General features: G+C 36.4%; 8 protein-coding genes. All 8 read left to right on the forward strand.

All coding sequences use genetic code 11. The annotated features are described in order from the left end of the window. A partial coding sequence (locus ABXQ82_RS18565; protein WP_367063270.1) for an integrase core domain-containing protein occupies positions 1-189 on the forward strand: 189 nt, incomplete at its 5' end. A 270-nt stretch (positions 190-459) separates the two neighbouring features. After that, complete coding sequence (locus tag ABXQ82_RS18570) at positions 460-3,636, forward strand: two-component regulator propeller domain-containing protein (protein WP_367063273.1); 3,177 nt, start codon at positions 460-462, stop codon at positions 3,634-3,636. Between the two features lie 12 nt (positions 3,637-3,648). Next, the gene (locus ABXQ82_RS18575) at positions 3,649-4,275 is read left to right on the forward strand and encodes a response regulator transcription factor (protein WP_367063275.1); all 627 of its coding nucleotides are present in this window, start codon (positions 3,649-3,651) and stop codon (positions 4,273-4,275) included. A 99-nt stretch (positions 4,276-4,374) separates the two neighbouring features. Beyond that, the gene (locus ABXQ82_RS18580; protein ID WP_367063277.1) at positions 4,375-5,529 is read left to right on the forward strand and encodes an OmpA family protein; all 1,155 of its coding nucleotides are present in this window, start codon (positions 4,375-4,377) and stop codon (positions 5,527-5,529) included. Positions 5,530-5,595: 66 nt separating this feature from the next. Continuing rightward, positions 5,596-6,009, forward strand: a complete 414-nt coding sequence (locus ABXQ82_RS18585; RefSeq protein ID WP_367063279.1) for a hypothetical protein — start codon at positions 5,596-5,598, stop codon at positions 6,007-6,009. Positions 6,010-6,022: 13 nt separating this feature from the next. Next, positions 6,023-6,472, forward strand: coding sequence for a hypothetical protein (locus tag ABXQ82_RS18590; RefSeq protein ID WP_367063281.1), 450 nt, complete (start codon positions 6,023-6,025; stop codon positions 6,470-6,472). A 343-nt stretch (positions 6,473-6,815) separates the two neighbouring features. Beyond that, on the forward strand, positions 6,816-7,160 hold the full coding sequence (locus ABXQ82_RS18595) for a DUF6090 family protein (protein WP_367063283.1): 345 nt from the start codon (positions 6,816-6,818) through the stop codon (positions 7,158-7,160). Further along, positions 7,157-7,609 (forward strand): hypothetical protein, encoded by a 453-nt coding sequence (locus ABXQ82_RS18600; RefSeq protein ID WP_367063285.1) that lies wholly within the window; start codon positions 7,157-7,159, stop codon positions 7,607-7,609. Before ABXQ82_RS18595 ends, ABXQ82_RS18600 begins: the two co-directional genes overlap by 4 nt. Positions 7,610-7,893 lie beyond the last annotated feature (284 nt).

Below are 7,893 nucleotides of genomic sequence, written 5' to 3' on the forward strand. Positions count from 1 at the left end.
TATGAAAATGCTATCGCAGAACGTGTAAACGGTATATTAAAAGACGAGTTTTATCTCGACCAGACCTTTGATAGCCTACAACACGCAAAAAGAGCAACAAAAAATGCAATTAATCTATACAACCAAATAAGATTACATTTATCTTTAGACTATAAAACACCTAATATGGTATATTTAAAAACAGCGTAAATCAATTTTAACCTGTAGCCATATTTCAGGACAAGTGACCCGTCCTGAATAAAGGCTACATAATTTTAAACATTATGTACAAAAATGACAACGTGATCAAACAGAATTCAGGACCTTTTAAATCAACCCCGAAACTTCGGGATTGACCTGTAGCTATATTTCACGGCTAGACCGCACAAAAAAACAATCCCATATTATCCTAATTTACCACCAAATTCGTTATTTTTATGCATACTCACGCTCCACAAGAATAATTTTAAGTATTTCGAAGTGAAACATCGAATCGTTTTTCTCGGGCTTTTATTTTTAATTTCCTTTACAACAACTGGTTTTGCACAGCTTTATGACGTATCAAGATATGCTGATGATAGTGGGCTGCCATCTCGAATCGTAAATGACGTTATCCAAGACCGCCATGGGTTTATTTGGATAGCGGGAAACAATGGCTTGCATAAGTTTGACGGTAAAACATTTTCTTCTTTTTATGCCATCCTAAAAGACTCCACCGGACTTAAGGATAATAAAATTATGGCACTATCAGAAGACAACAATGGTAATTTATGGATTGGCACCCCGAAAGGTCTTCATGTTTTTAAAAACAATCAGATATCCTATGTTAAGCTTAAAGACAACCCTTTGAGCGATGAGGAATATATTCGACATATAGCATCGGACCAAAATAGCAATCTCTGGGTGGGTACTTATAACGGATTGTTCGTCATCAACCCTGAGACAAATCTGGTGTTGGATTCGTCTGCTAACAGAAAAGGGAATATTCCTGAGGCATCCATTGACGGCCTTGTTGTGCATAAGAACGGTGCCGTTTGGGTAACCGCTTCAAATAGGGTTTTTGTCAGTCCAAAAAATAGAGGTTTTGATTTTACTGCATTAGATGTAATTTATGAAGATGGGTTAAATCCAAACCATATTGAGCTATTTAGAATCATAGATTTTAATGACAGCCTTATGCTCATGGAATCTAGCAATGGCTTATTGAGAGGAACCTTAAAAAACAATAAAACGTTCCATCTTAACTTCTTTTTAGACGCACAGAATAAGCCCATAGCTAGGGAGTATATTTATCGCGCAATGGTAGACCATGAATTCAATATTTGGACGGCTACATGGAAAAACAAGTTTAAAAAATATAAAGCAAGTAACAATCGGCTAATTGAGCAAACCGTAATTGGCTCAAAAGGACATTTACTGGATATGTCTGGCAATGCCAAATCCGTATATGAGGATAAACAGCACAATATATGGATATCCAACACCAATGGTTTGTATAGGTTTACCGCTTACAACAATAAAATACAAACATTCCCCCCTAGCTATTTGCCAGAGTGTTTGTCCAGTGAATTTAGCATTTATGATATCATAGAAGATAACGGTGGGCATTTATGGATTACAACGCCCGTAGACCTTTATCGATTTAAAAAATCCGACATCATAAACGGCAAATGCCCAACGGATTATATCCATATAAAAAATAAGCATTTACAGCTCGCAAGAGACTTGCATATTGATAGCAGTAATAGGCTGTGGATTGGTGCAGACGCCGGTTTAAGCGTTACGCAACTGGATGAAAATTACAATCCTGGGACATTTGTGCGCTATACAAAAAAGGATGGGTTTCCGCATAATTGGTCGTTTGGTATGCTGGAAGAAAGCAAAAACACCTTTTGGGTCTGTAATTATGGCGGTTTGGTGAAATTGACTTTGATAAACAATTCCATTCATAACATAAAAGTGAAAGCTTATGAGTCCGATAAACTGATTGACAATTCCTTGGTGAATTCCTATACCTCAGAAATTACCAAGGACAATAATAACACCATTTGGATAGGAACTTTTTTTGGGTTGAGCAAGCTGATATCTGAACAAGGGGCTGGTTCTTTTAAAAACTACAACAGCATCAAAAATGATTTTGAAAGCTTGAGCAACGACGCCATAAAACGTGTTTTTAAAGACAATTCTGGGCGTTTATGGATTGGCACCCAAACCGGGTTAAACCTGTACGATGAAAACAACGATGCCTTTATTCAATTTGGAAGGGGAGATGGTTTACCTTCTGAATATGTTTTAGGAATTGAGGAAGATTCCAAAGGGTTTTTATGGGTGGCAACCACCAATGGTGTTATAAAAACCAAATATGACGAGGTTTCAAAAAAACTGGTTGATATGCAGCATTTTACCAAAAAAGATGGGCTTGCCGACAATATTACCTACCGAAACGCTATATACATTGACAAAAACGACAATGTTTTTATAGGAAGTAGAAATGGCTTAAGCATAGTAAAAAACACCAATTTTACGGAAAAACGTACGCCTTATAACATTGTAATCAACGCTTTTGAAACCACAAGAAAAGACGTTTCGGGGTTTAAACCTGTGTCGCACAACTCGCTTAAAACACCTATTAAACTATCCTATTTAGAGAACTCCATAAAAATCGATTATGTGGTTTTGGACCTCTCCAATCCTAAAGAAAATCAATATCGGCATAAAATATTACCCTTGAATGACCAATGGATCGAGACTAAAAATACTTCTGAATTTACCTACTACAATCTGGAACCAGGGGATTATGAACTTATTTTAGATGGTAAAAACAGCAATAACACTTGGTCAGCAAACCCAGTAAAACTCAACATCGTTATCTCGCCTCCTTTTTGGAAGTCTAAGGTTGCTTTTTTATTTTATACACTATTGTTTCTAGCCACTTTGCGTATCTTGTATATAGCAAAAATTCGTAAACGAATCCAAGAATTGGAGCAACAAACCAAATTTGAGCGTGCTTTAGTACTGGAACGGGAGCAATTGAGGCAAGAAAACACGGCAGATTTCCATGACGAATTGGGCTCAAAAATAACAAAGGTCTCTTTGTTCCTTACGCTTGCCGAACGAAGTTTGAAGAATAAAAAAGACCCCTCGGAATGGTTTGTGAAAATTAGGGCGAACATTAAAGAATTGTCTGGAAGCTTTCGCGATTTATTATGGGTTATAGACCCCAAAAAAGACAGCTTGCAAGACACTTTTCTGAGGCTTAAAGACTATGGGGGTGATATTTTCAACAATGGGCTAAAACATTTTAGCGTTAAAACCAATTTCAAGGAAAACCCAAATATTCTGTTGGATCCCCAAACCAAAAAACAAATCATTATGATATTTAAAGAAGCCATGAATAATTGCTCAAAATATTCTAAGTGTAAACATGTAACACTCGCAATTAATGCCGATAAGGCCTTTTGTAGCATAAAATTGGTTGATGACGGTATCGGTTTCAACCTTGAAAAAAAGTCAAAAGGAAGGGGTTTGAAAAACATGTCCGATCGTGCTAAAAAAATACATGCACAGTTAACTGTAAAATCAAATAAAAGTGGCACTGCCATCATTTTGGAAAGAATACCCCATTTGGGGGATAATTATCAGGAAAAAGAGGTGTAATTTAGCCAGAACGTGACCAACGAGACCATACATATAGCCATAGTAGAAGACGATAATGACATACGGCAAACCTTGACGCTTATTATCGATGGCTCTAAAGGGTTTTCCTGTAAGTATGCATTTCCTGACGGGGAATCTGCCATGGCCTCCATTGCAAACCTTCTTATTGATGTGGTGCTAATGGATATAGACCTGCCGGGGAAATCTGGTATTGAAACCACCCGTTATTTAAAGCAAAAATGCCCGCAATTGGACTTTATTATGCTTACCGTTCAGTCCGATGACGATTCTATTTTCGAATCGCTTTGTGTTGGAGCTTCGGGCTATTTGCTTAAAGACACCAATCCTGCTGACTTGTTGGTACACATCAGGGAAGTCTACAATGGCGGCTCCCCGATGAGCAGTCAAGTGGCCCGACGTATTATCAACTCGTTTAGGATAATTGAGAACCCACTTTCCGACAGGGAAACCGAAGTACTTAAAATGCTAAGTAAGGGCATGAGCTACAAAGAGGTTGCCACTGACATTTTTCTAAGTCCACATACCGTAAAAACACACATCAAAAACATCTATGCAAAGCTACATGTAAACAATCGTGCAGAAGCTATTTATAAAGCGTTTAAGCAAAAGTTGATATAACGCCTTTTTCTTCTAAATAGAAATACCTCTTTTGGGTGATTGACCTAAGCCCTTATAAAACAGACATTTGTGAAGTATTAATCCTAAAAAACCTCACAAATGAAAACAATTAAACGCATCACATTATGGGCCATGACCTTTATCTTGCTTTTTGCAACACATAGCTATAGTCAAAATATTAGGGGCATCATTAAGAAGAAAACCGAAAAGGCTATAGATAAAACCATTGACAAAATTGATGGTAAAGAGAAAAAGGATAAAGACACCGAAGAGGCGGTCGCTACTCAAGAACACAAACCCGTTTCAAACTTTATAAATGGAAATATTGTTTTTTCAGACGACTTTAATAATGAAAAACACGGCGAATTTCCTTCAAAATGGACACAAATGAGTGGAACTATGCAAAATTCGCAAATTGTTGCCCAAGGAAAAAAAGAAGGTGTAGTTCAGTTTGTTACAAGTGGTAGAATGAAACCTAGTTTTAAAAATGACGACTATTTAGGCAATTCGTTTAAAATAGAAGGGCAATTTTATTTCCACGGAAAAGGCAATGAAGCCTATACGCTAAACCTGATGAATACAAAGGACGTTTATAGAGCGTATCAAATAACCATTCGCGGTGATGGTATTGTGCCCGCTGGAACTAGTTCGCAATATGCCCGAATGCCTTATAAATCACCATTTCCTGGTTGGCGCACTGTACAGTTATCGTTTAACAAAGGGGTGTTAAAAGTATTGTATAATGGCTATCAGCTAATTAATATTCCTGTTCTTAAGAAAAGTGAAGACAAGCACATCACGGAATTTACCCATTTAGAAGTAAGCGCCCTGTCCCGTTCTGGAAATTATGGTGCTATGATCAACCATATTACAATAGGGCACAAAGGCTTACCGCTTTACAAAAAATTGGTAGCAGAAGGACGGATAGTGATGCACGATATCCTTTTTGACACGGATTCCTATTTTATCAAACCATCTTCGTATCCTGCCATTGATAGAATTGTAACCATGCTTCAGGACAACCCAAAGGTTTCCATAAAAATTGAAGGCCATACGGACGCCAATGGTTCTAAAGCATCAAATAAAACCCTATCTGAAAATCGTGCCAAATCGGTGATGTACTACCTCATTAACAAGGGCATAGCAAAAAACCGATTGTCAACCGTTGGTTTTGGAGAAGAAAAGCCCATTGATATGGCGGATAATGAAGAAGCATGGGCAAAAAACAGACGTGTTGAAATCGTAAAAATGTAATGGTTAATCAGCTGAAAAGGAAAGGAGTTTATATACTCCTTCCTTTTCCTATAAAAGACAACTCACATGAAATTTAAAATAGCATTATTAGCAATATGTGGATTAGTTATTGCCACGGCCTGCAAAAAAAAGACTGCCGAAAAAGACAATGAGGTAGAAATTACGATTGTCGATACCGAATCGAAATTTCAAGATTCAAAAAACAATTCTGAAGGTATAAAAGATTGTGATGACTTTCTAAATACTTATGAATCTTGGGCAGATGATTTGATAACCCTAATGGGCAAGCACAAAGACGATCCCGTAGCATTGGCAACCTCACCTGAATACATTAATACCATGATGAAAGGTGTTAATTTTATGGGGGATTGGAGAACGATATCAGTGTCTTGTGCGTCAAGCGATTCGTATGCTGAACGCATGAAAGCTATCCAGAAAAAAATGGAAGACAAACAAAAAGAACTAGGTTTAAAAAATTAAAACATTTACAAAAATGAAACATTCAGATACATTAAAAACAACGCTCCTTTTATTGAGCTTGGTATTTACATTACAAACTATTGCACAAACTTATACACCGCCCAGTCGAGAGCGCGTTGAAACATTACTGGAGCAAATTGAAGAGTGCAAAGAGCATATAGCTGTAACCGAAAGCGCTATAAAAGCTATGGAAAAAGATCCAACATCCTACACCCTTGCTGATTATGTAGCCGCCGAAAAGTATCTGCGGCTATCAAAAAAATGTGTAGAAGTGCGTAGAAAAGAGCTTGATAGTTTAAGAAAAGAGTACCCCGGTTGGTTTAACTCGCCATCTGCTACGGTAACCATAAAAAAAGGCAGGCATATCTCGCCAAAAGAACTAGAAGATATTATGGAACGTGTACAAAAACAAATTAACAAAGTTTTAAAAGCCTTTGGGTCCGTAGATAAACCTCAGCATTAACTAAAAATAGAGAATACCGAACGAAAAGGTGGAGTTGATGGGTTTATGTATTCTTTATATAGAACCTTCACAATTGTGAAGGTTTTTTTGTGTTTTGAAAAATTAAAACGACACTACAGCCCCCAAAACCAACATATTCTGGTTCCTCTTAAAACGGGCATCGCCCCCCAAGGTATCTAACCCTTCGTTTTCAATCTTCTTTAAAATATTGGTAAAGCCGAAAGTTATTACGCTCTAAATCAATATTAAAAGACTTGGCTTTGTAGAAAATTTCAGCTAACTTGGTCTAATCAAAATTAACGTTCATTAAAAAAGTACGTTGTCACTATATTTTGACTGACCCATGATAAAATTCTTTAGAAAAATCCGTCAAAAATTACTCTCTGAAAACAGATTTAGGAAGTATCTGTTATATGCTGTTGGGGAAATCGTATTAGTGGTTATAGGCATTCTTATTGCGCTTCAAATTAATAATTGGAATCAAAATAAAGTTACAAGAAAAAAGGAGATTTCAATAATAAAAAAGCTTGCTAACAAAGTATATAAGCTATGGCTCGGTCTGTCCACACTTGGAAAATCCTACGGATTTCCCAAAGCCGGTTATTATCAGGAAAGGTCCGGGCCGAGACACGCCACAGCTCATATACATAAACGTTGTAACACATTTGACCAAACAAACGCAAATTGAAATCGAAATTTAAGATATTACTTCTGATTTTAGCCTGTTTTACATTAATGGGTTGTCCACTTGGACATTTTCATGAGTATAAATATATCGGAAAAGAATTACCACATGATGACGATTACTCAACCCGAATTGAATTTAATGAACAAACAGATTTATTAATTCAAGTAGGTTACTATTTTTCACGTAAACCTAGAGAAAACGGATTGGTAACTAATGTCGAAATTAACTCAAATTTTGATTTAAAAAAAGAAGAAGTTATAAAAGGTGTAACTTCAAAAGTTTATGGAAAATTACTAAGAATTGATACTTTGATTAATCAAAACACATTAAGATTTAGGATAATTTTTGAAAAGAGGAATGAAAAAAGAACTTTAAGGAAAATTAAAAATGACACGATAATAATCGAATTAGCAAATGACAAAAAGTTATTGTTCGTTAGACCAATTTAATAAAAACGTGTTACAACAACGGTAACCGTTGCACAACCCCCTAACAAAACCTCACAGAATTCGCAAACCGCTGATTTAAAGCCTGTTTTGATTTTTAAGATTCTGTTTTTTATCTAAAATACGGGTTGCTTAAAACCAATTATATAGAGCCCTATTTGGCTATTTATACTACATTTAAAAAAACCTACAGCTCCCGCTATACTTTCGGGGCTGTTTTTAATGAATTTTAGGTATTTCTTTAAATTATAGGCCGCTGCCGAGAGGTGCATACATTTATTGGCCTG

It is taken from the genome of Algibacter sp. 2305UL17-15 (assembly GCF_040720935.1).
Classification (GTDB): Bacteria; Bacteroidota; Bacteroidia; order Flavobacteriales; family Flavobacteriaceae; genus Jejuia.